Genomic DNA, 24,734 nt, shown 5'->3' with positions numbered 1-24,734 from the left:
TTCTCCCTAAGCAACCTGCCCCTTCGACCGCAACGGTCAACTACAGGTGTCACTGGGACTGCTGGCGATGATAATCCGGCAACGCCGGTCAAACAGGCAGAAAAATCTTAAAAACAGTACGCTTTTAGTGGTTATGTCTTTTTCGCTACCAATAGCCACATAAATGTTTCCACTGGTAACGCCAAGCCCACTTCCAGTCATTGTCCTACATCGGTGCAGGCGCCTAGTCACGGGCCGTACTGCTTATTTGCGCTTCTGGCACGATTTCTGCCCTTAACAAATAGCCGTATTCCCGCGCGATGGAACTTGCGTGGTGGGTTGTTAAAGGATCACAACAATCTCGAGAGCGCATATGAATAATAAAAAGACTCTGCTGGCCGTTTGCTTAAGTGCTGGCTTGCTCGCTGCGGGTACTGCTGAAGCTGGGCTGTTTTCCAGTACTTACACCAAAACCAAATACCCTATCGTGCTGGGCCACGGCATGCTCGGCTGGGACAGCATGCTGGGCATCGATTACTGGTACGGCATTCCATCTGCCCTGCGCCGCGATGGCGCCGCCGTCTACACCACCGAAGTGGCGCAACTGAACACTTCGGAAGTACGCGGTGAAGACCTGATTGACCAGATCGAAGAAATCGTCGCCATCAGCGGCGCGAAGAAGGTCAATATCATGGGCCACAGTCACGGCGGCCCGACTGCCCGTTATGTCGCGGCAGTACGACCTGATCTGGTTGCCTCAGTGACCAGCATTGGCGGCCCACACAAGGGCTCCGATGTCGCTGACCTGATCCGCAAGATCCCTGAAGACTCCTCCGCAGAGAAGCTGATAGCGTCCTTGGTCAACACCATCGGCAGCGTGATCCATCTGATCTCCGGTAGCAGCAGCACCTCGGGGCAGAACTCCCTGGGCTCGCTGGAATCGCTCAACAGCGAAGGTGCCGCGCGCTTCAACGCCAAGTACCCACAAGGCCTGCCCACCACGGCCTGCGGTGAAGGCGCGGCTGTGGTCAACAATATTCGCTACTACTCTTGGAGCGGCACCAGCCCAACGACCAACGCCCTGGACCCCAGCGACCTGATCACCAAAGTGGCCTCGCTGGCCTTTAAAGACCCGCAGAACGATGGCTTCGTCGGCCGTTGCAGCTCCCATCTGGGGATGGTCATTCGCGATAACTACCGCATGACTCACCTGGATGAGATCAACCAGTTTTTGGGCCTTACCAGCCTGCTGGAAACCGACCCGGTCACCGTTTACCGGCAACAGGCTAACCGCCTGAAGCTCGCCGGGTTGTAAGCAAGCACAGGGCTCCTGCGGGAGCCCTGATTGACGGGCACAACAGCACAGCTACTTCAAAGCACAGGATCAGGTAGCTGTACGTTGTGCCCGTAGTACCACAGCGCAGTAAGCATGGAGAAGGCGCAACCCAATCATCAGCGCACGTATCGTCCTGATGAGTATTAGGTAACGCTAAACAAGGAAGGTATCTTTATGAATGCACCATTGCGTCTTAAACCAAGACTCTCCCATCTGCGCCCGGGTAAACCTCTCGCCGCTCTGTGCCTCGGCAGCAGCCTGTTGATGGCTGGCAGTGCTCATGCCGGTTTCCTCGACTGGCTCAAACCCAAGCCGGACACTTACACCCAAACCCGCTACCCCATCGTCTTTGGCCATGGCCTTTACGGTTTCGATAAGTTACTCGGCATCGACTACTGGTATGGCATCCCCAATGAGCTGCGTCGCAGTGGCGCCACCGTTTACACCACCGAAGTAGCCGAGGTGAATAGCACCGAGCTGCGTGGTGAACAGCTGCTGGAGCAGGTCGAAGAGATCGTCGCCATTTCCGGCAAGGACAAAGTCAACCTGATTGGTCACAGCCACGGTGGCCCGACCATTCGCTATGTGGCCGGCGTGCGTCCAGATTTGGTCGCCTCTGTCACCACCATTGCCGGGGTGAACAAAGGTTCGGCGCTGGCCGACTTCCTCAATACCATACCTAAGGACTCGCCGCAGTTCAGCATCATCCTGACCTTAGGTGAGAGCCTGGGTAAAGTCATTCACCTGCTCTCCGGTAGCCAGGCCAACCACGTGCAAGATGGTGTGGCCGCACTGGGGGCAATGACTACAGAGGGCTCGGCGAGATTCAACCAGCGCTTCCCTGACGGTATCCCTGACACCGCGTGCGGTGAAGGCGCTTACAGCGTTGCCGGCGTTAACTACTACTCGTGGAGCGGCGCCAGCCCCAGCACCAATATCCTCGACCTGTCTGATCTGATTACCAAAACTAGCGCTCTGACCTTCCCCAAAGGTGTAGCCACCGATGGTTTAGTCGGCAGTTGCAGCTCGCACTTAGGCCAGGTGATTCGAGACAACTACCGTATGAACCACTTGGATGAAATCAACCAACTGCTGGGCCTGACCAGCTTGCTTGAAACCGACCCCGTCACGGTGTATCGGCAACACGCTAACCGGTTGAAACTGACAGGCTTGTGATGAATGGGCAGGGCTGTTAGTGCAGCCCTGCCCCGCGGACGCAACGGCAAAGCCATTTGATTCAGGTCTAGCAGTGGCCTTGCCGTTGTGCCCTTGGTCCCTCATCGGATGAGGCGCAATACCAGCATTAGCGGCTCCTCAACCCAGCAGCAGATGCGTGCTTAAGACTAATAAAAAGGAAGGAATCTTGATGACCACTACCCCCGTATCAACAGCACTTAACCATGGCAAATTCCCCCGTAAAGCGTTAGCAGGGATCTGCTTTGGCGCCGTTCTGGCCCTAAGCAGCCAAGCTCATGCCGGGCTGTTCGACTGGTTGAGGCCGAAAAAAGACGACTACACGCAAACTCGTTACCCCATAGTCTTAGCCCACGGCCTGTTTGGTTTTAGCAACATTGCAGGGATTGACTATTGGCATGGTATCCCCAATGAGCTGCGTAAAAGCGGTGCGCAGGTGTATATCGGTTCTACGTCGGCAGCAAACAGCAACGAAGTGTTAGGTGAGCAACTGATTGAACAGTTGGATGACTGGGCCGCCAGCAGCGGCGCGCAGAAATTCAACCTCATTGGACACAGCCAAGGGGGTGGCACCATCCGCTATGTGGCCGCAGTACGCCCGGACTTAGTCGCATCGGTCACCACCATCGGCTCCTCGCACAAAGGTTCTGGGGTGGCTGATGCCCTGACCCTGATCCCGGAAGGCTCGTTGATCCAGACCGCCATTTCAGAAGTGGTCAACGTGTTCGCGCGGATCATTAACTTGATTGGTGGCAACAGTGCGAATCGCCCGCAACAAAGCTTGGCGGCATTAGGTTCACTCTCCAGCAAAGGCGCAGAGGACTTTAACCGACGCTTCCCCCTTGGCATCCCTACCACCGCCTGCGGTGAGGGTGTCTACCAAGCCAACGGTATGCGTTTTTACTCGTGGACCGGCGACGCTACAGCCACCGCGTTGATACGCGACCCCAGCGACAGCGGCATGATCTCTGGTGCAGTGGTCAACAAGCTAATGGGTAAGGGCGACAGCGACGGTATGGCGCCAGTCTGCGGTGCTCACTTCGGCAAAGTGATTCGCGACAACTACCATATGAACCACTTGGATGAGGTGAACCAGATTGTGGGTGCGACCAATATGTTTGAGACCAGCCCAATCACGCTGTATCGCGCCCATGCTAACCGTCTCAAAAACGAGGGCCTTTAAAAACCATGGCGACCACACATAGCCCAACAAACTGTGCGTTGTAGCTAGCCTTGCAACAGCTCCACAGACCCAGTCGTGAGTGGAGCTTTGTGCACTAAAAACTTAAGCACAGGCCCTCCGGTCGCCTACTACGAGAACAGCCATGAACAACAAAAAATCGCTGCTCGCCTTTTTCACGGTTGCCACTCTGTCGTTGAGCAGCAGCGCCCATGCCTCGTTCTTCAACAGCAATTACACCAAAACCCAGTACCCGATTGTGCTAGGCCACGGCCTGCTGGGCTTCGATTACATTGTCGGCATCGGTTATTGGTTCAACGTGCCGTCGGCGTTGCGCCAAGGCGGTGCTGATGTGCATATAGCCGAGATGTCACAGATCAACAACACGGAATTTCGCGGCGAGCAATTGCTGGCTCAAGTCGAAGAGATCATCGCTATTACCGGCAAAAGCAAGGTCAACCTGATTGGCCACAGTCACGGCGGGCCGACCGTACGTTACGTCGCCGGTGTTCGCCCTGACCTAGTTCCGTCTATCACCACCATTGCTGGTGCCAACAAAGGCTCGGAGTTGGCCGACTTCGTGCGCAGGGTCCCTGAGGGCTCCACCAGTGAAGCGATCATAGCGACCTTATCGCAGGCACTGGGCGCTACCATCAGCTTGCTCTCTGGGGGTGCCAATATCTCCAATCAGGACGCTCGGGCCGCTGTGGGCTCGCTGACCACCGACGCAGCGTTGCTGTTCAATCAACGCTTCCCGGATGGCGTACCTGTCTCGGCATGCGGTGAAGGTGACTACTCGGTGAATGGCGTGCGCTACTACTCATGGAGCGGCACAAGTCCCAGCACTAACCTGGCCGACATCTCCGATCTAATCACCGTCATCGGCTCGAAAACCTTCACTCGGGAAAAGCAAAACGACGGCCTTGTCGGGCGCTGCAGCTCCCATCTGGGCATGGTCATTCGTGACAATTACCGAATAAATCACCTAGATGAAGTCAACCATGCGTTGGGGCTCACCAACCTATTTGAAACCAATCCGCTAACGGTCTATCGGCAGCAAGCCAATCGCTTGAAGCTGGCAGGCTTGTAATTCGTTCGGGCTTCTTAAGAAACCCTCTCCTTGAAGACGTCAATCAGGTACTCACGTGAAAAAACTGCTGTTACTGATCCCCGTAGTGTTTATCGCCTGCCTGGCTGTGATCCTGTTTTTGGATGGCCAACCTGAGCAAACCAGCAGCGCCCCCAGCAGTGCCAATACTGCGCCACAAAGCACCACGCTAGAGGCCCCCGTAGTCACTGTGCAGAACCTAAAAGCCAGTGATAAACCGCCTGCCCCGCAGATGACTACCTCGCTGCGGGGGACCGAGGTCGATGGGGTTTTTTATGTGGATGAAGCCGGCAATCTGCTGATCACCCCGGATATTCGGCGTATTTTCGACTACTTCCTCAGCACTATCGGTGAAGAGCCGCTGGAACAAAGCATTGCGCGCCTGCGCGGCTATATCGACGCACAACTGCAAGAGCCCGCCCGCAGCCAGGCACACACCCTGTTCAATCAATACCTGCAATACAAACAAGAGCTGATCGCGCTGGAGATTGATCTGCCGCAAAGTACTGACCTCAGCGGCCTGACTCAACGCGAGGCGGCGGTCAAAGCCCTGCGTGAACGGATCTTTAGCGCTGAAGCGGTGGAGGCGTTCTTCGGCACCGAGCAGCGCTACAACGAGTTCACCTTGCAGCGCTTGGCCATCCTGCATGACCAGAGCCTCAGCGATGATGAGAAAACCGCCCGCGTCCAGCAACTGCGCGACGCGTTGCCTGAAGAGCTGCAAGAGCAAGCCCTGACCCGCCTGCAAGTGGAACTGCGCCAGCAAACCCAGGCCCTGCAAGCCAACGGCGGCAGCGCAGAGGATATTCGCCGCCTGCGCCAGCAAACCGTGGGGGTGGAAGCCACCGAACGCCTGGAACAACTCGACGGCAAACGCTCGCAGTGGCAACAACGCCTGACCAGCTTCCAGGAGCAGCGGCAAAAAATCACCGCTAACGAAGGCTTAAGCCAAGCTGACAAAGACCAAGCCACGGCCCGCTTGCTGGAAGAAAACTTCAACGAAACCGAACGCTTACGTGTGGACGCTGCGTTGCAGCTGTATGAGTCGCAGCAAGCCGCTAAACCTTAAAGGTGCAGACGCTTTAGCAAAAACTAAGCGGTGCTCTATCAGCCGACAAAATATTGCCGGATGATAGAGCGCCGTCATCGGTAGTAAGTGTGTACCTTCCTGACCTCAATGGAGACCATCATGGCCGCATGCTATGTGCTGAAAAAGAACGAAAAGGGCCAGTATTCCTTCGTGCTAAAAGCCGGTAATGGCGAAGTGATCCTGCGCAGCGAACAGTATGAAAGCCGCAGTGCCGCCGAAGGCGGTATCGCCTCGGTGCAAAAAAACGCCGCTGATGAGGCGCGCTACGAGCGTAAAGACGCCAGCGATGGACGTTTTTACTTCAACCTCAAAGCCGCCAATCACCAGGTCATCGGCACCAGCCAGCTGTACAAAAGCGCTACTGGACGTGACGATGGCATCACCTCGGTGAAGAACAACGGTGCCACCACTACGGTGAAAACCGAGTAAACCGTAAGGCGCTGCCCTGACCTTGTGATCAGGGCAGCGCCTAGGTAACGTGAGCGCACGTTTTCCGGAGTGCCCCCATGCGCCTACATCGTCCCCTCTGCCTGACCCTCCTCGCCCTGCTCGCAGGCTGCCAATCGACCGGCAACCAAACCCCAGATGCCACGCTGAAATCCACCCGCCTGCAAGGCGAACTGAGCCAGTCCGCCAGCGACTTAATTTTTCGTCCGTGCCAGGAGCAGCGCCAGTTTGTGATCAACGACAGCGCCGCCACTGACCCCAACCAAGACAGCCTGAGCAGCGACGCGCAAACCCTGTTTGCCGATGGCCGCAGCAAACTCTTCGTGGATCTGCGCGGCCAGCTAAAAGCCAGCGCAAGCAAAGGCCATGACGGCGAACTGCTGCCTACTCAGGTCTACCGCGTGCAGGGCGAAGGTCCGGGCTGCAACGACATCAACTTTAAACGCACCCTGCTCAGCGCCCACGGCAATGAGCCGAACTGGCATGTGGCGGTCAGCAGCCAAGGCTTGATTCTGTCCCGGCCTGGCCAAGAAGACCTGGCCCTGCCCTACGTCGAAGAACAACTGCCTGAAGGCCGTTTTAACCTCAGCAGCGAGGCCAACGGCCAGCGCTTTGAGCTGTGGGTAGCCAAGCAGCGCTGCGTCGATAGCATGAGCGGCACGGTGCAGAACATGAGCGCGGAGCTGCGCCTGGACGGCAAGGTCATGCGCGGCTGTGCTTATCAGGGTGGCGGCCGCGACAACTAAGGGCTAAGACCTGTACGGCCAGCCGAGCGATTGCTGGCCGTTACAAGCGCCCCATCCTGCGTATAATTGCCGGTTTACCGCTGCCGGGTTGCCTCCGGCCCTAAGAGTGCACCGTCCATGCTGCGCATTACCGAACTTAAGCTCGCCCTCGATCACCCCGAAGAAGCCCTGCGCCCGGCCATCGTCCAACGCCTAGGCATCGCCGACAGCGAGCTGTTGGATTTCACCCTGTTTAAGCGCAGCTACGATGCGCGTAAGAAATCCAGCGAACTGCAGTTTATCTACACCATCGACTGCAACCTGCGCGATGAAGCCACCGTACTCAGCAAACTGAGCAACGACCGCCATATCAGCGTCGCCCCCGACACCACCTACCAGCCAGTTGGCCACGCTCCCGAAGGCTTTAGCGAGCGCCCACTGGTGGTCGGCTTTGGCCCCTGTGGGATTTTTGCCGCGCTGATTCTGGCCCAGGCTGGGCTTAAACCGATTGTGTTGGAGCGCGGCAAGGAAGTCCGCCAGCGCACCAAAGACACCTGGGGCCTGTGGCGTAAAAATGAGCTTAACCCCGAGTCCAACGTGCAATTTGGCGAGGGCGGTGCCGGGACCTTCTCCGACGGTAAGCTGTACAGCCAGATCAAAGATCCCAAGCACATTGGCCGCAAGGTGCTGCACGAGTTTGTGAAAGCCGGTGCGCCAGAGGAAATCCTCTACGTCAGCAAGCCCCATATCGGCACCTTCCGCCTCACTGGGGTGGTGGCGACCATGCGTGAGGAAATCATCGCATTGGGCGGTGAAGTGCGCTTTGAACAACGGGTCAGTGACCTGCTGATCGAAGACGGCCAACTGCACGGTGTAGTTCTGGCCGGCGGCGAGCACATCCGCAGCCGCCACGTGATTCTGGCCCTGGGCCACAGCAGCCGTGACACCTTCCGCATGCTCCATGAGCGCGCAGTATTTATGGAGGCCAAGCCCTTCTCGGTGGGCTTCCGTATCGAGCATCCACAGTCGCTGATCGACCGCGCGCGCCTAGGCAAATACGCCGGCCACCCGAAACTCGGTGCTGCCGACTACAAACTGGTGCACCACGCCAAGAACGGCCGCGCCGTCTACAGCTTCTGCATGTGCCCGGGCGGCACGGTGGTGGCCGCCACCTCGGAGCCGAACCGCGTCGTCACCAATGGCATGAGCCAGTACTCGCGTAATGAGCGCAACGCCAACTCCGGCATCGTCGTCAGCATCAGCCCCGAGCAGGATTATCCTGGTGGCCCACTGGCCGGGGTCGAGCTGCAAGAACAGTTGGAGTCGGCGGCTTACCTGCTCGGTGGCAGCAACTATGAAGCGCCAGGGCAGTTGGTGGGCGACTTTATCGCCGGCGTGCCATCCACCGCCCTAGGCAGCGTCGAGCCGTCCTACAAACCCGGGATCAAGCTCGGCGACCTAGCCCTGGCTCTGCCCGCCTTTGCCATTGAAGCCATCCGTGAAGCGCTGCCGGAGTTCGGCAAGCAGATCAAAGGCTTTGATATGCATGACGCAGTGCTCACTGGCATCGAAACCCGCACCAGCTCGCCGCTGCGCATCACCCGTGGCGCCGATATGCAGAGCCTCAACCTGCGCGGGCTGTTCCCCGCCGGCGAAGGCGCAGGCTATGCCGGCGGCATTCTCTCGGCCGGTGTCGATGGCATCCGCGTCGCCGAGGCGGTGATCCGCAATATGCTCAACCTAGGCGAGTAAACCCTGCTGTGCTGCGGCCACCCCTGCGGTGGCCGTTCACTGCCGCCTGCGTGGCTAATCCAAGGTCCCGGCCGGCAACAGGCCCTTGCTGCGCCATTGGCTGAGCATGACCCCAGCAAATACCAATAGCGCCGCCAGCAGTTGCTCGGCATTTAGGCGCTCGCCTAAAACCAGTACGGCAAACACCAGGGTAAAGAGCGGGATCAGGTTTAAAAAAGCCGAGGCCTGGCTCGCCGGCAAACGGCCCACGCCGTAGTTGTACAAGCCATAGGCACCCACCGTGACCAGCACGCCCAGATAAGCCACCGCAAGCGCCCCCTTAAGGCTCAGTTGCGCGGGTACGGGCGCGTAAATCAGCGCCGCTGGCAGGAAGAAACCACAGCCGATAAAGGCCATCAGCGCGGTGAGGAAAAACGCTGAATAGCGCGTCGACAAGTGCTTCAGCAGTAAGGTGTAAGCCACTGCGCAGAGCACTGCCAGCAGCTCGAAGAAGTTACCTAACAAGGGATTACTGGCATGCTCATCACTGTTGCCGGCCAGGCTCAGCCACAGCGCACCACCGATGGCGATGGCAAAGCCCAACAGGCTGCGTTGCGTAGTGCGCTCGCCCAGCACTAACCAAGCCCCGAGCGTCACTAATAGCGGCATCAGTGCAGTGACCATCCCAGCTTGGGCGGCACTGGTGTGTTGCAGGGCGATGGCTTCGCAGAGGAAATACAGACAAGGCTCGCAGACGCCCATGGCCAGCAGGTACTTCCAGTCGCCGGCACGGTATTCGAGGGCACCACGCCAGCGCCAGGCCAGCAGGAAGATCAAGCTACCCAAGGCCATACGGCCAAAAATCACCCATAGCGCCGGCAGTTCGGCAAAGGCCAGCTTGAGGGCAATAAACGAACTGCCCCACAGAGCCATGGCCAGCAGCAGGCACAGCATCGCGCCGCCCTGCCCGTGCTTGTGCGTCATAACACTCACCGCAAAAGCCCGAGTCTAATGAATAATCCACTCACGCAGAAGGGAAAAGCCTGTTTAAGACTCCCAAGGCTTGCCCCGGGTACGGGGGTCCAGCGGTAGTTTCTTTTGCATCGCCGCCTTGGACAACATATGCGCGCTGACCGGTGCGGTGATAAACAGAAACAGAGTAATCAGCAGCTCATGCAGGCTTAGGCCCGCCTCAGTGCTGCTAAAGAAGATCATCGACGCCAGCAGCAACGCGCCCACGCCCAAGGTGGTAGCTTTAGTCGGGCCATGCAGGCGGGTAAAGAAGTCCGGCAGGCGATACAGGCCGATGGCGCCAATCAGCACAAAGACGCTGCCGAGCAGCAAAAACAGCGCAACCAGACCTTCAATCCATGGGTTCATGGGCATCCCTTAATCAATGATGTCGCCGTGCAGCAGGTGCTTACCCACCGCCACGGTGCTGACAAAACCAAGCACGGCAATCAGCAGGGCAATCTCGAAGAAAAAGCTCGACGCCTGCCAGATACCGAACACCACCAACAAGGCCAGACCGTTGATATACAGGCTGTCCAGCGCCAACACCCGATCCGGCATGCTCGGTCCCTGCAACAGGCGCAAGGTATTCAGCAGCAGGGCCACGCCCAGCAGACAGAAACAAATCGGCATCACGTACGCGAGCATTGGAAGATCTCCAGCAGAGGCGCTTCGTAGCGGCTTTTCACTTCATCGATCAGCGCCTGCTCGTTGCGCACATCCAGGCCGTGCAGCAGCAGGACTTTATGATCAGCACTGAGCCCCGCCGACACCGTCCCCGGGGTCAGCGAGACGATGCTGGCCAGCACCGCCAGCAGAAAGTCGTTTTCAATCGCCATCGGCACTTCGACAAACGCCGGATTCAGCCCCTTACCTGGGCCCAACACCAGCTTGGCCACCTGCAGGTTGGCGACCACGATGTCGTAAAACACCAGCAGCACAAAGCGGCACAGCAGCCAGGGTTTACGCACCGGCGGCAGGTCGAGCAAAAAGTGCTGGGACAGCAACACGATCAACCAGCCCAACAGCGCCCCCAGGACGATATTGCCCAGGCTCAGGCTGTTGGCCAGCAGCAACCAAATTAGGGTCAGGCAAAGGATCATGCCCTTATGCGGCAGCCAACGTCTCATGCTCCACCTCCTGGCACCAGCGCCAGATAGGCCGGCACATTGAGCAATTGCGCCGCCGTGGCTTGCATGTAAGCGCTGATCGGTTGCGCCGCCAGCACCAGCAGCACACTGGCCGACAGCAGCACACAGCAACTGAATAAGCGCAGCGGGTCAGCCTTGGCCGCCACCTCCTGGCTTTGCTCTTCAGCCGGCAAGGCCCAGAAGATCGCGCTGCCGGCGCGACTCAAGGCAATCAGCAGGCCTAGGCCGCCGATCAACACAATCGGCCACAGCAACAGCGCTTGGTTTGCCCCGAACTCGAGCACCGCACGCAGCAGCATCAGCTTGCCGATAAAGCCGGAGAACGGCGGCAGCCCCGCCACGGCAATCGCGCCAACAAAGAACAAGCCACCGAGCAACAGCGGTTGACGCAGGCTATGGGTCTGGCGCAAATCGCCGCCCGCCGCGCCGCGCTGACGCACAATCAAATCCGCCAAAAGGAACAGGCCACCAGCGAGCAAGGTGCTATGCACCAAGTAATACAGGGCGCCAGCCAAGGCATCGGCGCTGGCCAAAGCAATCCCCGCCAAAAGCGTACCCACCGAGACCACCACCAGATAGCTCAGCAGCACCTGCAATTGCCGCGCAGCCAGAGCGCCAAACACGCCAGCGGCCAACGTCAGCGCAGCGACCCACCAGAGCAGCTCGTGGGCAAAGTTGCTTAAGTGACCGGCCTGGGCGCCAAAGATCAAGGTGAACACCCGCACGATGGCGTACAGGCCGACCTTGGTCATGATCGCAAACAGCGCGGCCACCGGTGCACTGGCCGCGGCGTAAGCGCGTGGCAGCCAGAAGTACAGCGGCAGAATTGCCGCTTTGAGGGCGAACACCAGCAGCAACAGATAACCGGCGGCGGCGATTAATGGCGCGGTTTGCCCATCGGCAGCCGCCACCTTATGCGCCAGGTCAGCCATATTCAGGGTGCCGGTCAAGCCATACAGGGTGCCGACACCGAGTAGAAACAGCGCCGAACCGAGCAGGTTGAGCACCACGTAATGCATGCCGGCTTTGATCCGCGCGGCGCCATGGCCATGCACCAGCAAGGCGTAGGAGCTGATCAGCAGGATCTCGAAGAATACAAACAGGTTAAACAGATCGCCGGTGAGAAAAGCGCCGTTAATACCCAGGAGCTGGAACTGAAACAGCGCATGGAAATTCGCCCCGCGCTCATCATCCCCACGGCAGGCATAGAGCAATGCGCAGCTGGCCAGTACGGCGGTGAGCAGCAGCATCAGCGCACTTAAACGATCCAGCAGCAACACGATGCCAAACGGCGCCTGCCAGTTACCCAAGGCATACCAGCGCAACTGATCATCCCCAGCCTGGTTGAGCAGCACCAGCGCCAGCGGCACCAAGGCCAAACAAGCCAGGGAGGAGAACAGCCGCTTAACCGGCTTGCTCAGCTTATGGGCGAATAACAGCAGCGCGCCGGCAAACAGCGGCAGCAGGATCGGCACGATCAACCAATGATTGAGACTACTCATGCCTTAGGCTCCTCACCATCGACATGATCGGTCTTCAGCTCCGCCAGGCCACGTAAAGCCAAAACCACGACGAAGGCGGTCATGGCAAAGCCAATCACAATGGCGGTCAGCACCAAGGCTTGCGGTACCGGATCAGCCAGCGCCTTGTCAGCCTGACCAAGGATCACGACACCACCTGAGACCAAGCGGCCCATGGCGAACAGAAACAGGTTCACCGCATAGGACAGCAAGGTTAACCCCAGCACCACCGGGAATACTCGGCCGCGCAACAGCAAATAGGTGCCGGTGGCGGCTAACACGCCGAGGCTAATGGCAAACAGCGCTTCCATCAGAGCACCTCCCTACACGACACGTCCTGACTGACATGGCCGATATTGGACAAGATCAACAAGGTGGCGCCGACCACCGTCAGGTACACGCCCAGATCAAACAGAATCGCCGTGGCCAGCTCAATCTCACCGATCAAGGGAATCTCAAAATGGCCAAAACTAGTGGTTAAAAACGGATAGCCAAACAGCCAGCTGCCGAGGCCCGTGAGCCCGGCCAGCAGTACGCCGGCACCGGCAATGCTGTGGTAGCTCAGGGGCTGGCGCGTCTGCGTCCAGGTCACTCCATGGGAGATGTACTGCAGGATCAGCGCCACAGCGGTGATCAGCCCGGCAATAAAGCCGCCGCCAGGCAGGTTATGCCCGCGAATAAAGATAAACGCCGAGACCATCAAGGCCATGGGCAGCAGCAGACGCGATAGCTTGTCGAGAATCATCGGATGGCTGTCGGTGGACCACAGACGGCCATGGGCATCGCGCTGCGGATAAGGCAAATGCAGGCCGTGCAACAGCGCGTAGATGCCCGCGGCGGCAATCGCCAGCACGCAAATCTCACCCAAGGTATCGAAGCCACGGAAGTCGACCAGGATCACGTTCACCACGTTGCTGCCGCCGCCACCGCTTAAGCTGTTTTCCAAGAAGAACGCGGCAATGCTGCTGTAGGGTCGGGTCAGCACGGCAAAGGCCAGCAGCGCGATCACCGTACCCACGGCGCCGGCTAAGCAGATATCACGCAGCACGCGCAGGCTGCTGGACTCCGCGGGCGTGCGGTCAGGCATAAAGAACAGCACCAGCATCAGCAGGATGATGGTGACCACTTCCACCGAGATCTGCGTCAGGGCCAGATCCGGCGCCGAGTAGCGGGCAAATGCCAAGGCCACCACCAAACCACTAGCGCCGATCACCATCAACGCCAGTAAACGCTGGCGGTGCAGCGCCACGGTAAACAACGCACTCAGGCACAGCACCAGCAAACCCAGAGCACTAAGGCCATCAATGGGCGACTGCGCCACCGGACCTTGCAACTGCTCCAGCGGGCTCAGGGCGATGACCACCAACAGCAAGGCGCTGACCAGCATCCACACCAGATAGCTTTGCAGCGAGCCACTCTCCAAACGCTGGGTCAGCCCTTGGGCAAATGCCTGCAGGCCACGCATGCAGCGCTCGAAAATCTGCAAGGCATTCAGGCTCGGCAAGCCGGCATACCACTGGTACAGCGGCTTACGGCACAGATACAGGGCCACCCCGCCGAGCGCGGCAATAAAGCTCATCAGCAGCGGCAGATTAAAACCATGCCAGATGGCCAGGCTGTACTCAGGCAAATCGCCCCCCAGCACCGCCTGCGCACTCACCGCCAACAAGGGTGCCACGGTATAGGCCGGGAGCATGCCCACCACCAGGCAGAGGAACACCAGCACCTCCACCGGCAAACGCATATAGCGTGGTGGCTCATGGGGCGGGTATTTAGGCAGATCGATGGGCTCGCCGTTAAAGAACACGTCGTGGATAAAGCGCAGCGAATAGGCCACGGCAAACACCCCAGCCAAGGTCGCCATCGCCGGGATTACCCAGTTGAAGCTACCGAGCAGATGCTGGTTAAGGGTTTCGCTGAAGAACATTTCCTTGCTGAGGAAGCCATTGAGCAACGGCACCCCGGCCATGGCCGAGGCCGCCACCATGGCTAAGCCGCCGGTCATGGGCATGTATTTCCACAGGCCATTTAGCTGGCGCATATCGCGGCTGCCCGTCTCGTGATCGATGATCCCGGCAGCCATAAACAGCGAGGCCTTAAAGGTCGCGTGGTTGATGATATGAAACACCGCCGCCACCGTTGACAGGCGCGTATCCAGGCCCAGCAGCAAGGTGATCAAGCCCAGATGGCTGATGGTCGAATAGGCCAGCAAGCCTTTGAGGTCGTGCTGAAACAACGCCATGCCGGCGCCCACCAGCAAGGTCACCAGGCCGGTCATGCCAACCAGATAGAACCACCAATCACTGCCCGATAACGCCGGATACAAGCGCGCCAGGAGGAACACCCCGGCTTTAACCATGGTTGCCGAATGCAGGTAGGCCGACACCGGGGTCGGTGCCGCCATGGCTTGCGGTAACCAGAAGTGAAAGGGAAATTGCGCCGACTTGGTGAACACCCCCAGCAGCACTAACATCAGCGCCAGTGGGTAATAGCTGTGACTGCGGATCAGCTCAGCCGAGGCCAAAATCTGACTCAGCTCAAAGCTGCCGACTATATGCCCCAGCAGCAGAATCCCTGCCAGCAGCGCCAGACCACCGCCGCCGGTGACCGTCAGCGACATCCGTGCGCCACGCCGGGCATCGCTGCGGTGGCGCCAGAAGCCGATCAACAAGAACGAAGCCAGGCTGGTCAACTCCCAGAACATCAAGAGCTGCAGCAGGTTCTCGGACAACACCACGCCAAGCATGGCGCCCATAAACAGCAGCAGATAAGCAAAGAAACGCCCCATGGGCTCTTTGCTATCTAAGTAGTAGCGGGCGTAGAGGATCACTAGCAGGCCAATGCCGAGAATCAGCAAGGCAAACAAAAAGCCCAGGCCGTCCAGACGTACGCTGAGGTTTAGGCCCAGCGCCGGCAGCCATTGCCAGCTTGCGATTAACGTCTGCCCGGCAAACACCGCACCTTGTTGGCTAAGCAGTACCAGCAGTGCTGCCAGCGGCGCGACAGCAGTGGCTAAGGCGCAAGCGGAACGACCAAAGCGCTCTGCCAACAAGGGCAGAAGGATGCCAATAAATGGCAAGGCGATGATCATCGCTAACGTCATAAACCTCTCCTTAATGGGCCCTGCGCGGCACAACGCAGCACCCTACTCCTCAATCTTGGGCTGGCTAAACACCTTAAGCAGGCGCTGTAGCGAAGGCCTCATAGCAAAACCATAGGTTTTGAACAGCTAGCAATTATCCATAACTATCGAAATCAGTCACTGCATTATTTATTACCAAAAACCACAAACACACCAACCTTTGACTGACAAAATGCTATAAGCGGCGGTATAAATCCTGTTTTACTGGTAAAAAAGACAATAAAAAACCGGATCAGCTCAACACCGATCCGGTTGCGTTAACCCTTAGTGATTGACGCGACTGGTGCCGTCCACAGTGGTGATGCGCACGCGCTCACCGACCCGGAACACTTCGTTCTCCTCTACCTTTTGCACGTAGGCACGGGTACTGCCGTCGTCTTCACGCACGGTGATTTCCACCCCTTGGGTACGGGTCAGACCTTCCTCGGTCGCCGCCCCGAGCAGACCACCCGCTATGGCGCCAATCACCGCCACCACCGCGCTGCCACGTCCAGATCCAACGCCGCTGCCAGCCACGCCACCAAGAATGGCGCCAGCCCCGGAGCCGATTGGGGTTTTGGTGCCTTCAATCTTCACCGGGCGCAGGGTTTCGATGGTGCCCATGCGCACGGTTTGCACTTTGCGCGCTTCCTCGCGCGAATAGCTGTCACCGGTCAGGTCGGAGGCGCAGCCACTGAGCAGGGTCAGCCCGGACAAAAAAGCGGCTAACAAAATGGGTTTACGCATGGTTAATTCTCCAGTTGGGCAGTTTTGAGTTTAGATCACCTACGCCGTCGTGCATGTCTGCCCTACCGACTGCGCCTGTGAGCCTCCCCGCCACGCCTGCCGAGGCTTTGCGCGACACTGCGCCACTTGGGTAACGCACACTGGCCCACGTAGACTACGGGCCTTTTTGGGGGGAGCTATGGATTACTTTATTGTCGTCATCACCACGCTGGCCGGGCTGTATTTCCACTGGTGGATTTATGTGCGGATCAAGCGCTGGATGGACCGCGATTTGACCCTGGCCCTAGCGGGTAATTCCCCGGACAAACGTAACTACATGCTTAAGCGCCTAAGTGAGGCGCAAGCAGCCGGGGTGAAGCGACGTGATCTGCCAGCCTGGCTGGAGCGCGCCGCTGCCGAATACCCCGGCGACGAACAGGCCTAAGGCGCCAGACGCTCGCGACTCCACACCTTGCCGCGCAGGCGGTAGTTCAACCGGTCATGCAGGCGACTCGCGCGCCCCTGCCAAAACTCAATGCGCTCAGGCACTAAGCGATAGCCGCCCCAATGCGGTGGGCACTGCGGTGCGCTGTCGAGAAAACGCTGCTCAGTCTCGGCCAGCAGCCCTTCCAGCTCAGTGCGATCGGCAATCACCCGGCTTTGCGGCGAGGCCCAGGCGCCGATGCGGCTGCCCAGCGGACGCACTTGGAAATAGGCGTTGGACTCCTCAGGCGTGACCCGCTCGACCCGGCCCTCGATGCGCACCTGGCGCTCCAGGGTCGGCCAGAAGAAGGTCATCGCCGCAAACGGCTTGGCCGCCATCTGCTCACCCTTGGCGCTTTGATAGTTGCTAAAGAAGGTAAAGCCCTGTTCATCCACGCCCTTGAGCAGCAACACGCGGCAATGGGGGCGGCCCTCGCTATCCACGGTGGCCAGGGTCATGGCATTGGGTTCAACAGGCAGCTGCTCAGTTTTCACCGCGTCGGCAAACCACTGGGCAAACAAGGCAAATGGTTCGAGCGGCGCTTGGGCTTCGCTTAAGCCATCCCGGGTGTAATCACGGCGCATATCGGCCAAGGTTTGAGTCATCAGCACTTCCTCCAGAATGTGCCTAGCTTAAACCTGAGGAGCGGATTTGGCTTGACTTAGCGCAGCCTGGCAGGCGCTTTCAGGCACTGCCGGCTGCTGAAGGAAAGGGGAATTACTGCTTAGCGTCGGCAGGCTTATCGGCCTTAGCCACGGCCTTGCTGTCTTTGGCAGCAGGCTTAGTGGTTTTGGCTACAGCTTTGGCCGGCGTCTTAGCTGCTGGTTTCGCCGCTGGTTTAGCTTTGGCTACGCTCTTAGCTGCAGGCTTAGTGGACTTAGCCGCCGGTTTGCTCGCGGCTTTAGCTTTAGCGGGTGCCGCTGCCGCCGGCTTGTCAGCCGAGGCCAGGGCAGTAGCCGGCTGCAGATCTGGCAGGCTGTACTTGGCGATCAGCGCGTTGAGAGTGACTTTCGAGGTCAGCAAGATCTCCACGCGACGGTTCAGAGCACGGCCTTCCGCGCTGTCGTTAGCCGCTCGCGGACTGTTGGAGCCCATGCCTTTAACCGTCAAGCGATCCTGCTTCAGGCCACTCATGCGGAAGATCGAGGTGAACGCGCGGGCCCGCTGCTGACTCAGCTCGCGGTTGGCGGCAGGATCACCACTGCTATCGGCATGGCCCAGCACCAGCACACCAATCGACTTTTCTTGCTCCAGCAACTTAGCCATGCGAGTCAGCGGGCCCAGGGTCACTGGCAACATCATGTTCGGGCGGTCAGGGTTAAACGAGCCTTGTACAGGCGCCGTCACCACCAGCAGGTTTTCCCGACGCTCCAATTCAAAGTTGGTGCCTTTGATGGCCTCACGCACTTTGGGCTCGTAGTCATCTAACCAAGCTTGGGTGACTGCCGGCTCGGGCATTTTCGCCGCGGCGGCTTGGGCCTTGGCCAACTTGCTGTTGTTGCTACCAAAGCCCGGGATATCGATGGAGCTACAGCCACCGACGAGTAAACACAAAGCTAAAGCAACAGACTTATTGGTGAGCATCGGACATCCATCTAATCAAGAAAGAAACAAAAATAACGTCATTAACCGCCACGGCGGCCTTAAAACTGAATAATGAACAGCAAATTGCGCAGCAGTTTAGCCGAGCTGGCTATAAACAAGCAGCTAGTTGTCTTGCAAGTTTCTGCGCCCGGGGGTCCATCAAGACGAACGGTCCCAGGCTATTGGTAACAAAACCAAAGGCCACATCGCGCTCTGGGTCAGCAAATCCAATCGAGCCACCCGCCCCTGGATGGCCAAAGGCCCGTGGCCCCATGCCATAGGTAGCATTGGCCACCCCCGGCTGATCCAGCATGCAGCCCAGCCCAAAACGGGTGCTGGTGAGCAAGGTTTTATCTTCGCCTTGAGCATGTTCGCGGGTCAGTTCGTTAAGCAGCTCGCTTTCCAACAAGCTGCCATCCAACAACCCGGCATAGAACCCCGCAAGGCTGCGCGCATTGCCATGACCATTCGCCGCTGGCTGCTGCATACGCCGCCACTCGGGCTTATTGGTGCTGGTCATCACCGACGGCGGATTGGTAAAAGCACGGGTACTCAAGGCCTGCGCATCGCTCATCATGACCTTGAGCAGACGCTGCGCCGCCGCATCGCCGACATTACCCTTACCGCGACTGATATGGGCCACGCGGTCAAACTCGCTGTCCGCCAAGCCGACATGAAAGTCCAACTGCAAGGGTTTGGCCGTGCGCGCCACAATCGACTCGCCAGGCCCACGCCCTTCAACGCGGCGCAACAATTCCCCGACTAACCAGCCGTAAGTGAGAGGTGCATAGCCATGCCCCTCACCCAGTGCCCACCAAGGCTGCTCGGCGGCCAGCGCCTGAGTCATCTGGCCCCAGTCATACAGGGCTTCGGCTGGCAGCAGCTGGCGGATTGCCGGCAGGCCGGCTTGATGGCTGAGCAGATGGCGCAGGGTGATTTTATCTTTACCGGCCGCCGCGAACTCCGGCCAATAGCGCGCCACCGGTGCGTCCAGTTCCAGCTTGCCCTCGCCAACCAATTGCAAAGCCGTCACCGCAGTGAAGGTCTTGGTGCAGGAGAACAGGTTAAGAATGGTGTCGCTATGCCAGGCCTGCTCGCCATCTTTATCGGCGACCCCAGCCCAGATATCGACCACGGTTTCCCCGCCGACTTTTACGCACAGGGCCATGCCGCGCTCTTGCGAGGATTCAAACAAACTGGCGAAGCTGTCTTTGAGCGCTTCAAACTTTAAATCGAAATAACCCTGAATCAGCACGCAGTACATCCTCCAAGGCCCAGCGCACGCCGTGCAACTGGGCAACGAAATCAACCGGCCTTAAGGCTTGGCTGCCGGCTTAGCTTTAAGCAGCACCAACGGCACATTTAAGTTGGCCTTACGCACCTCTTTGACAAAGCCGCTCCAGGGCCGATCCGTGATAGCGACCAGGCCCAGATGGCCGTTCTCACCATCGAGCAGGCGCCCGGTTACGGGCTGATCGAGATACTGGAACCAGTGGGCGCCGACAATCTGCGGCTCCGCCAATGCCTTGCTCAGGAAGTGGGCATAGGCCGGGCCACGCTCTTCTTCTTTATAAACCTCAGCCACACCGCCCCAGAACGGCCCGCGATCGCGCGAACCAAAGTGGAACTCGGTGACCAGCAGCGGTTTATCCAACGCCCGTAAAGCGGCGAAGTCATAGCCCTGCTGCGGTTCGCGGGTATAGAAGTTAAAGCTCAGCACATCGCAATATTGCGCACAGGCTTGCACCGCCTCGGGGATGCTGCTGGCGAAGCGGCCACCCAACAGCAGATGGTTAGGTGCATGCCAGTTGAGCGAATCGGCGATGGTTTTGTAGTACGTATCGGCATACAGCTTGAGGAACGCCTGCATATCCTGCTCGATGGCCGGATATGCCTCGTTCGGCAGCGGCGCTTGGAAGCCTGGGTCTTCCATCAACTCCCAAGCTTGCAGATCAATGCCCCAAGCCTTGGACAGGCCGTTGTGATTGCGGTACTTGTCGCGCAGTTGCTTGAGGAAGGCGCGTTTGGCCGGCACATCGGTGGTCAGGCGCAAGGTGGCGTAGGCCAAGGCGTAACGACCCTCGGCGCCCTCACCTGGGCCCGCCCAGGCCAGTTCGTTGTCGGCGAAATAGCCGAGCAACCACGGATTATCCCGGTGATCGCGGGCAGCAATGGCTACCGCACGTTCCGTGGCCATGGCAAAACGCGGATCGAACGGGTCGGGCATGGCGCCCCACCAGTCGGTGCCGGTGCTGATGGTGGCGTAATCACCACGGATCGACAGTGGGATGGTGAACGGCATCTGCGCCTGCTGGGCAAAGCCGGAGTCGCTCCAGTTACCTAAGGTGTTAAAGCCCCACGCTTGCAGACGCTGCGTGGCAAGGCTGCGCCACTGTGCGGCATCAACCTTGCCGTAGCTGCGCTGCAGGTTGGCCTTGTAGAAATCAAACCAGCGGCCATTGGCAAACGCCCGACCTTGGTTCGCGCCAATGCCACTACGGCTATCGCTGTTGCCGTAAAACGCGGCCAGGGCATCACCCTCTTTGGGCAACGCGCTGAACATCGCTTCGCGGCCTTCAACGTAGGTGGCGCTTTGCTCCAAGGTCACCGCATTGACGCCCAGGGAGTAAAACGGATTGCCCTCCGGGCTAACTAAGAACCAGCGGCCGTCACGCTTTTGCGTATGGAAAAAACCGGTTTTCTTGAGCCCTGGGCTACCCAGCCAACCGCCGTACTGATCCTGCTTCGGCCGCTGTTTGAGCAAGCTTTGCAGCTGCGCCGGCTCCTGCTCGGCCGCCTGCTGGAGTTGTGACTCTTGAGTGATTTTCTCTGGCCAGTTGGCGCGGCTAAATTGCCCGTAGGCATCGACAATCTGCTCATAGGCCGCGGCTGTCGGCAGCGCTGCTGTGACGGCAAACTGGCTGAGCAAAATGCTCTGCGGGGCCTTAGGTTGTGACAGCGACAGGCTCACCGCGCTGACTTGGCTCAAATCGATAGTACCTTGCACGCTGTCAGCCAGCAGCACGCGGTTGCCGGCATGGCTGAAGGGCATTGGCACGGCGGCGCGCATGCCTTGATCACCTGCACTGCTGGCATGTAGCGGGATCAACAGGGTTTGCGCCGGCCCGGCCGGGAGGGCAATGCGACTGGTCAGGCGTTTGCCATCGCGGCTGTCAATTTGCACATCGAGGGTCAGGGCCCAGTCCATGGCGTTTTGCACGCGCAGGCTGACGGCTTGTTGCTGCGACCAGTCCCAGCTGCCGGTCTGTGGACTCAAGCGCAAAGTGGGCTGCGCCGCCACATGGAAGGTAATGCGCCGCAGCACTTCACCTTGGGGAGTGGGCTCGCCGATGCGATTGGGCAAGTCGGCATCTTCAGTGCTGACCTGTACGGCATCCAGCGGCCGCACAAAATTGAATAATTCCTGCTTTTCTTCAGCGGTAACAGTGGCGCTCTGACCTAACAACAGCAGCGCGATAACTCCAGCTTGCAGCCTACCCTTACCCTTCACTCAACCTCTCCCCTAGACGGCCTTGCAACACTGCGCGGCCCGCGCAGGTATTTATCACGGCATTGTGCGCGTGACTCTTGGACCTTCGCCAGCCCCCAGGTTCAGGTTAAGGGCTAATTTCCCGGCGAAACGGCGGTAGCGCGTTCAGAATGGCCTTGCCATAGCGCTGCGTCACTACCCGTCTATCCAGCAAAGTGATGGTGCCGCGGTCAGCTTCGGTACGCAAAAGGCGTCCGCAAGCCTGAACTAGACGCAGTGAGGCGTCCGGCACAGCGATTTCCATAAAGGGATTGCCACCACGGGCTTCAATCCACTCCGCCAGCGCCGCTTCCACCGGGTCATCGGGCACGGCAAAAGGAATTTTGGCGATCACCACATGCTCACAATAGGCGCCAGGCAAGTCGACCCCTTCGGCAAAACTGGCCAAGCCGAACAGCACACTCTCCTCGCCACTGTCGACCCGCGCCTTGTGCTTATTCAAGGTCTCCTGCTTGGACAGATTGCCTTGGATAAACACCCGCTTGCGCCAATCCCGCTCCAAGCCGTCAAACACCTCCTGCATCTGCTTACGTGAGGAGAACAGCACCAGAGTGCCTTTGGAGCCGGCGACCAGAGTCGGCAGTTCACGCACGATCGCCGCCGTATGCAGCGCTGAATCCCGTGGATCGGCATTCAGATTCGGTACGCGCAGCACCCCGGCATCGGCATGCTGGAACGGACTGGGCACCACCGCCGTCACTGCATTTTTCGGCAGGCCTGCGCGCATACGGTAGCGATCAAAGCTGCCTAAGGCGGTCAAGGTGGCGGAGGTCACCAATGCGCCGTAGGCCACGTTCCACAGACTGCGGCGCAGGGTTTCGGCAGCCAGAATCGGGCTGGCATTCACCTCGATATCAAACAGTGCGTTGTTTTGCGCCAGGGTCAGCCAACGCGCCATGGGCGGGCTTTCTTCGGGATCTTCAGCGGTAAAGGCCAGCCACAGCTCCCAGTTACCGCGCGCCCGGGCCAGCAAGCTGCCAAACAGCGGATACCACTCTTCAGCCTGATGGCTGGCGATGCCCAAGGTGGCTTCGCCATCCATGGCTTCTTTCAGTTGTTCGGTGACGCCGGTAAACAGGTCATTGAGCTTGCTAAAGCCTTTTTTCAGCTCCAGCCCCAACTCAATCATATGCGCCGGCACCACCCCGCCGACAAAGCGGTGGCGCGGCCGCTCACGGCCTTCGTTGTCTTCACCGGGCTTAAACTCGGCAACTTGCTCACACGCGGCAAACATAAACTGTTGCTGCGTTTTCAGCTCCCGCGCCAGCTCCGGTACTTGCTCGATCAAGCGGCCAAGGTCGCCCGGCAGCGGATGCTGGGCGAGCAACTTGGTCAGGTTCTTCGCGGTTTGCTCCAGCCAGTCAGCGGTGGAGCGCAAGCGGGTGAAGTGGGCGAAGTGGCCAATGGCCTTGTCCGGCAGGTGATGCCCTTCGTCAAACACATACAAGGTGTCGCGCGGGTCAGGCAGCACGGCACCACCGCCCAGGGCTAAGTCGGCCAACACCATATCGTGGTTGGTGACGATCACATCCACCTTGCCCATGCCTTCACGGGCCTTATAGAAGGCACACTGCTGAAAGTTCGGGCAATGACGGTTGGTGCACTGGCTATGGTCGGTGGTCAGTTGCGCCCAACGGCTGTCGTCCAGCTCTTGTGGCCAGCTGTCACGGTCGCCGTCCCACTTGTTGCCGGCGAGTTTTTCGATCATCGAGGTGAACAGCTTTTGGCTTTCTTCATCCACCTCGATGCGAAAGCCCTCCTCCTCGAACAGCTGCGCCGTGGCGCTCTGCGCCTGGCCTTCTTGCAGCAAAATATCCAGTTTGGACAAACACATATAACGGCCACGGCCCTTGGCCAGAGCAAAGCTGAAATTCAGCCCGCTGTTGCGCATCACGTCCGGCAGGTCTTTGTGCACGATCTGCTCTTGCAGCGCCACGGTGGCGGTGGCGATCACCAAGCGCTTGCCCGCCGCTTTGGCGGTGGGGATGGCGGCCAGACTGTATGCCACCGTTTTCCCCGTACCGGTGCCGGCCTCTACTGCCACTACCGCTGGCTCACCGACGCGACGGCCTTCGTCGTCGTGGCCGATAGTACCCAGCACCTTGGCGATTTCCGCAATCATCAGGCGCTGGCCATAACGGGGTTTGAGCGTTTTGGCTTCAAGGAAGCGCGTGTAAGCGCCCTGAATCTGGGACTTAAGTTCGGGACTGAGCATGGGCAACTGGCGGCAAAAGGCTGGATAAATTTTCAGTGTTTGGAATCGGCGGCTATCATAGCGCGCTAATTGCTTTAGCGCCCAAGCGCTTATCTATTACAGGAGCCCCGCATGACCCCTTACGCCCTTGTTTATGCTCTGCACCTACTCGCCGCCGTGGTCTGGGTGGGCGGCATGTTCTTCGCCTGGATGGTCCTGCGCCCGGCCGCCGTCAGCGCCCTAGAAGCGCCGGCGCGCCTGAAGTTATGGCTGGCGGTGTTTCCGCGCTTCTTCTATTGGGTCTGGGCCGCCGTGCTGTTGCTGCCACTCAGTGGCGCGGGGATCATTCACCTGAGCTTCAAGACCTTCGCCGGTGCGCCGCGCTATGTGCACATCATGATGGGCTTGTACTTGGCCATGCTGGCATTGTTTTTACGCATCCAGCTGTTGCTGCTGCCAGAACTGCGCCGCGCGGTGAACGCTGAAGATTGGCCAAGCGGAGGTAACGTGCTGGGACGGATTCGCCGCCTGGTCGGTTTCAATCTGCTGCTGGGCCTCGGCGTGATCGCGATTGCCGCGATCCGCCCAAGCCTGTAATGCCCT

At 59.0% G+C, this 24,734-nt stretch carries 23 protein-coding genes; 10 read left to right on the top strand and 13 right to left on the bottom strand.

The features are described 5' to 3' along the window. The first annotated feature begins 352 nt into the window (after positions 1-352). The 8 genes from NTD81_RS03120 (at position 353) to NTD81_RS03085 (ending at position 8,811) form a co-directional block, all read left to right on the top strand. The gene (locus NTD81_RS03120; RefSeq protein ID WP_262179337.1) at positions 353-1,294 is read left to right on the top strand and encodes a lipase family alpha/beta hydrolase; all 942 of its coding nucleotides are present in this window, start codon (positions 353-355) and stop codon (positions 1,292-1,294) included. A gap of 234 nt (positions 1,295-1,528) precedes the next feature. Next, a complete protein-coding gene (locus NTD81_RS03115) occupies positions 1,529-2,491 on the top strand; it encodes a triacylglycerol lipase (protein ID WP_315974671.1) in 963 nt (320 codons plus the stop codon). A gap of 190 nt (positions 2,492-2,681) precedes the next feature. After that, on the top strand, positions 2,682-3,692 hold the full coding sequence (locus NTD81_RS03110) for a lipase family alpha/beta hydrolase (protein WP_262179335.1): 1,011 nt from the start codon (positions 2,682-2,684) through the stop codon (positions 3,690-3,692). 142 nt (positions 3,693-3,834) lie between these two features. Then, on the top strand, positions 3,835-4,779 hold the full coding sequence (locus NTD81_RS03105) for a lipase family alpha/beta hydrolase (protein WP_262179333.1): 945 nt from the start codon (positions 3,835-3,837) through the stop codon (positions 4,777-4,779). Between the two features lie 55 nt (positions 4,780-4,834). Continuing rightward, positions 4,835-5,866, top strand: coding sequence for a lipase secretion chaperone (locus NTD81_RS03100; RefSeq protein WP_262179332.1), 1,032 nt, complete (start codon positions 4,835-4,837; stop codon positions 5,864-5,866). A 120-nt stretch (positions 5,867-5,986) separates the two neighbouring features. After that, positions 5,987-6,316, top strand: a complete 330-nt coding sequence (locus NTD81_RS03095) for a YegP family protein (RefSeq protein WP_262179330.1) — start codon at positions 5,987-5,989, stop codon at positions 6,314-6,316. Between the two features lie 77 nt (positions 6,317-6,393). Then, positions 6,394-7,080: a COG3650 family protein gene (locus tag NTD81_RS03090; RefSeq protein ID WP_262179328.1), complete on the top strand. Its 687-nt coding sequence runs from the start codon at positions 6,394-6,396 to the stop codon at positions 7,078-7,080. A 117-nt stretch (positions 7,081-7,197) separates the two neighbouring features. Beyond that, the gene (locus NTD81_RS03085; RefSeq protein WP_262179326.1) at positions 7,198-8,811 is read left to right on the top strand and encodes an NAD(P)/FAD-dependent oxidoreductase; all 1,614 of its coding nucleotides are present in this window, start codon (positions 7,198-7,200) and stop codon (positions 8,809-8,811) included. A 54-nt stretch (positions 8,812-8,865) separates the two neighbouring features. On the opposite strand, the gene NTD81_RS03080 is transcribed toward NTD81_RS03085, so the two are convergent. From NTD81_RS03080 to NTD81_RS03045, 8 genes are all read right to left on the bottom strand, one after another. Continuing rightward, entirely contained in the window at positions 8,866-9,774 is a 909-nt protein-coding gene (locus NTD81_RS03080; protein ID WP_262179324.1) for a DMT family transporter, read from the bottom strand. A gap of 63 nt (positions 9,775-9,837) precedes the next feature. Continuing rightward, positions 9,838-10,170: a Na+/H+ antiporter subunit G gene (locus NTD81_RS03075; protein ID WP_262179322.1), complete on the bottom strand. Its 333-nt coding sequence runs from the start codon at positions 10,168-10,170 to the stop codon at positions 9,838-9,840. Positions 10,171-10,179: 9 nt separating this feature from the next. Continuing rightward, positions 10,180-10,449: a K+/H+ antiporter subunit F gene (locus NTD81_RS03070; protein WP_262179320.1), complete on the bottom strand. Its 270-nt coding sequence runs from the start codon at positions 10,447-10,449 to the stop codon at positions 10,180-10,182. Further along, entirely contained in the window at positions 10,434-10,931 is a 498-nt protein-coding gene (locus tag NTD81_RS03065) for a Na+/H+ antiporter subunit E (RefSeq protein WP_262179318.1), read from the bottom strand. Before NTD81_RS03065 ends, NTD81_RS03070 begins: the two co-directional genes overlap by 16 nt. After that, on the bottom strand, positions 10,928-12,454 hold the full coding sequence (locus NTD81_RS03060; RefSeq protein ID WP_262179316.1) for a monovalent cation/H+ antiporter subunit D: 1,527 nt from the start codon (positions 12,452-12,454) through the stop codon (positions 10,928-10,930). The genes NTD81_RS03065 and NTD81_RS03060 overlap by 4 nt, the downstream gene beginning before the upstream one ends. After that, complete coding sequence (locus NTD81_RS03055; protein WP_262179314.1) at positions 12,451-12,783, bottom strand: Na+/H+ antiporter subunit C; 333 nt, start codon at positions 12,781-12,783, stop codon at positions 12,451-12,453. Before NTD81_RS03055 ends, NTD81_RS03060 begins: the two co-directional genes overlap by 4 nt. Then, positions 12,783-15,575: a monovalent cation/H+ antiporter subunit A gene (locus NTD81_RS03050; protein WP_262179313.1), complete on the bottom strand. Its 2,793-nt coding sequence runs from the start codon at positions 15,573-15,575 to the stop codon at positions 12,783-12,785. Before NTD81_RS03050 ends, NTD81_RS03055 begins: the two co-directional genes overlap by 1 nt. A gap of 303 nt (positions 15,576-15,878) precedes the next feature. After that, positions 15,879-16,340 (bottom strand): hypothetical protein, encoded by a 462-nt coding sequence (locus tag NTD81_RS03045; protein WP_262179311.1) that lies wholly within the window; start codon positions 16,338-16,340, stop codon positions 15,879-15,881. Between the two features lie 178 nt (positions 16,341-16,518). Between NTD81_RS03045 and NTD81_RS03040 the strand changes: the two genes are divergently transcribed. Beyond that, entirely contained in the window at positions 16,519-16,764 is a 246-nt protein-coding gene (locus tag NTD81_RS03040; RefSeq protein ID WP_262179309.1) for a hypothetical protein, read from the top strand. Here NTD81_RS03040 and pdxH read toward each other — a convergent pair. The 5 genes from pdxH to dinG all read right to left on the bottom strand — a co-directional run bounded on the left by pdxH (position 16,761) and on the right by dinG (position 24,152). After that, a complete protein-coding gene (gene pdxH / locus NTD81_RS03035) occupies positions 16,761-17,408 on the bottom strand; it encodes a pyridoxamine 5'-phosphate oxidase (RefSeq protein ID WP_262179306.1) in 648 nt (215 codons plus the stop codon). The two genes, NTD81_RS03040 and pdxH, sit on opposite strands and share 4 nt — an antisense overlap. Before the next feature lie 112 nt (positions 17,409-17,520). Further along, positions 17,521-18,387, bottom strand: a complete 867-nt coding sequence (locus tag NTD81_RS03030) for an OmpA family protein (RefSeq protein WP_262179304.1) — start codon at positions 18,385-18,387, stop codon at positions 17,521-17,523. 109 nt (positions 18,388-18,496) lie between these two features. After that, the gene (locus NTD81_RS03025; RefSeq protein WP_262179302.1) at positions 18,497-19,642 is read right to left on the bottom strand and encodes a serine hydrolase domain-containing protein; all 1,146 of its coding nucleotides are present in this window, start codon (positions 19,640-19,642) and stop codon (positions 18,497-18,499) included. A 60-nt stretch (positions 19,643-19,702) separates the two neighbouring features. Next, positions 19,703-21,898 (bottom strand): beta-agarase, encoded by a 2,196-nt coding sequence (locus NTD81_RS03020; RefSeq protein ID WP_410017109.1) that lies wholly within the window; start codon positions 21,896-21,898, stop codon positions 19,703-19,705. A 106-nt stretch (positions 21,899-22,004) separates the two neighbouring features. After that, positions 22,005-24,152: an ATP-dependent DNA helicase DinG gene (dinG, locus tag NTD81_RS03015; RefSeq protein WP_262179301.1), complete on the bottom strand. Its 2,148-nt coding sequence runs from the start codon at positions 24,150-24,152 to the stop codon at positions 22,005-22,007. A gap of 111 nt (positions 24,153-24,263) precedes the next feature. Between dinG and NTD81_RS03010 the strand changes: the two genes are divergently transcribed. After that, positions 24,264-24,728 carry a CopD family protein gene (locus NTD81_RS03010; RefSeq protein ID WP_262179299.1) on the top strand — a complete coding sequence of 155 codons (465 nt, stop codon included), beginning with the start codon at positions 24,264-24,266 and terminating at the stop codon, positions 24,726-24,728. The last annotated feature ends 6 nt before the right edge of the window (positions 24,729-24,734 follow it).

The organism is Pseudomonas sp. 5P_3.1_Bac2, from assembly GCF_025465995.1.
Lineage (GTDB): Bacteria > Pseudomonadota > Gammaproteobacteria > Pseudomonadales > Pseudomonadaceae > Aquipseudomonas.
Note: the sequence above shows the minus strand (reverse complement) of the source record. Positions and strands in the feature narration are given on the sequence as shown.

What these genes read in the sequence shown, in the direction of transcription:
- NTD81_RS03010 (WP_262179299.1), top strand. Translation starts at nt 24,264, where the DNA reads ATGACCCCTTACGCCCTTGTTTATGCTCTGCACCTACTCGCCGCCGTG.
- NTD81_RS03055 (WP_262179314.1), bottom strand. Translation starts at nt 12,783, where the DNA reads ATGGAAGCGCTGTTTGCCATTAGCCTCGGCGTGTTAGCCGCCACCGGC.
- dinG (WP_262179301.1), bottom strand. Translation starts at nt 24,152, where the DNA reads ATGCTCAGTCCCGAACTTAAGTCCCAGATTCAGGGCGCTTACACGCGC.
- NTD81_RS03045 (WP_262179311.1), bottom strand. Translation starts at nt 16,340, where the DNA reads ATGCGTAAACCCATTTTGTTAGCCGCTTTTTTGTCCGGGCTGACCCTG.
- NTD81_RS03050 (WP_262179313.1), bottom strand. Translation starts at nt 15,575, where the DNA reads ATGACGTTAGCGATGATCATCGCCTTGCCATTTATTGGCATCCTTCTG.
- pdxH (WP_262179306.1), bottom strand. Translation starts at nt 17,408, where the DNA reads ATGACTCAAACCTTGGCCGATATGCGCCGTGATTACACCCGGGATGGC.
- NTD81_RS03075 (WP_262179322.1), bottom strand. Translation starts at nt 10,170, where the DNA reads ATGAACCCATGGATTGAAGGTCTGGTTGCGCTGTTTTTGCTGCTCGGC.
- NTD81_RS03095 (WP_262179330.1), top strand. Translation starts at nt 5,987, where the DNA reads ATGGCCGCATGCTATGTGCTGAAAAAGAACGAAAAGGGCCAGTATTCC.
- NTD81_RS03030 (WP_262179304.1), bottom strand. Translation starts at nt 18,387, where the DNA reads ATGCTCACCAATAAGTCTGTTGCTTTAGCTTTGTGTTTACTCGTCGGT.
- NTD81_RS03085 (WP_262179326.1), top strand. Translation starts at nt 7,198, where the DNA reads ATGCTGCGCATTACCGAACTTAAGCTCGCCCTCGATCACCCCGAAGAA.
- NTD81_RS03120 (WP_262179337.1), top strand. Translation starts at nt 353, where the DNA reads ATGAATAATAAAAAGACTCTGCTGGCCGTTTGCTTAAGTGCTGGCTTG.
- NTD81_RS03070 (WP_262179320.1), bottom strand. Translation starts at nt 10,449, where the DNA reads ATGCTCGCGTACGTGATGCCGATTTGTTTCTGTCTGCTGGGCGTGGCC.
- NTD81_RS03105 (WP_262179333.1), top strand. Translation starts at nt 3,835, where the DNA reads ATGAACAACAAAAAATCGCTGCTCGCCTTTTTCACGGTTGCCACTCTG.
- NTD81_RS03110 (WP_262179335.1), top strand. Translation starts at nt 2,682, where the DNA reads ATGACCACTACCCCCGTATCAACAGCACTTAACCATGGCAAATTCCCC.
- NTD81_RS03090 (WP_262179328.1), top strand. Translation starts at nt 6,394, where the DNA reads ATGCGCCTACATCGTCCCCTCTGCCTGACCCTCCTCGCCCTGCTCGCA.
- NTD81_RS03080 (WP_262179324.1), bottom strand. Translation starts at nt 9,774, where the DNA reads ATGACGCACAAGCACGGGCAGGGCGGCGCGATGCTGTGCCTGCTGCTG.
- NTD81_RS03065 (WP_262179318.1), bottom strand. Translation starts at nt 10,931, where the DNA reads ATGAGACGTTGGCTGCCGCATAAGGGCATGATCCTTTGCCTGACCCTA.
- NTD81_RS03040 (WP_262179309.1), top strand. Translation starts at nt 16,519, where the DNA reads ATGGATTACTTTATTGTCGTCATCACCACGCTGGCCGGGCTGTATTTC.
- NTD81_RS03060 (WP_262179316.1), bottom strand. Translation starts at nt 12,454, where the DNA reads ATGAGTAGTCTCAATCATTGGTTGATCGTGCCGATCCTGCTGCCGCTG.